Below are 858 nucleotides of genomic sequence, written 5' to 3'. Positions count from 1 at the left end.
AAGCTTTGACTTCACATTCCAGCCCTCACTGGACCGGGAGCGCATCATGGCTCTGGCGGAGCTGGAGTTTATCAGCCGCAATGAAGTGCTTCACTTTCTGGGACCTCCTGGAACCGGGAAGAGCCACATGGCAACGGCTTTGGGAGTTGCTGCCGTTAAAGCGGGAAAGCGCGTCTATCGCATCGCCTTAGCTGACCTGATTGAAGCCTTGGCAAAAGCTGAAAGAGAAGGCCGGTTGACGGAGAAACTGCGTTTCTTTGCACGAACCTCTCTGTTGATCGTCGATGAGATTGGCTATCTGCCAATCACCACAGGAGGGGCAAACCTGTTCTTCCAACTCGTCAATGCCCGTTATGAAAAAGGCTCGATGATCCTCACGTCAAACCGTGGCTTTGCAGAATGGGGAGAGATCTTTGGCGATCATGTTGTTGCAACCACTCTTCTCGACAGACTGTTACATCATGCCGTTGTCATTCACATCGAAGGCGCAAGCTACCGCTTGCGCGGTCACACCGACCTTATTCCAGAGCATATAAGAGCCAACGCATCAATAACTCCTCCACCACCACCCAAACGTCACGGAAGACCACCTAAAAAGGAGAACTAGACCTAAAAAAAGGCTGGTCACCAAACCTCAAACTGGGGAAATTTGACCCTGCATTGACAGACCAGCCATCAGGTGAATAGCATTGGTGGCTCCATGGCCTGTGGTGGCCTCAACCCGAGCAGCTTCCAGCCGGTGTTTTGTAAACGGCTTGCCGACACCATCCGCCTTGTAGCGCCCCGGATATTCATAGAGCGCATAGTCTCCGGCAGAGCCGTTGTCTTCACCGCGCTGATGGGCGTGTTGCTGGTTGT

General features: G+C 53.0%; 2 protein-coding genes. One reads left to right on the top strand and one right to left on the bottom strand.

The genetic code is table 11. The annotated features are described in order from the left end of the window. Positions 1-607 (top strand): IS21-like element helper ATPase IstB (gene istB / locus PsAD37_RS17030; RefSeq protein ID WP_063297179.1); only part of this gene is annotated, 607 nt, incomplete at its 5' end. A gap of 27 nt (positions 608-634) precedes the next feature. Here the strand turns inward: istB and PsAD37_RS17025 are convergent. Next, a partial coding sequence (locus PsAD37_RS17025) for a contractile injection system protein, VgrG/Pvc8 family (protein WP_208991934.1) occupies positions 635-858 on the bottom strand: 224 nt, incomplete at its 5' end.

Source organism: Pseudovibrio sp. Ad37, assembly GCF_001623075.1.
Lineage (GTDB): Bacteria > Pseudomonadota > Alphaproteobacteria > Rhizobiales > Stappiaceae > Pseudovibrio.
This window is presented reverse-complemented; position numbering and strand designations above follow the sequence as displayed.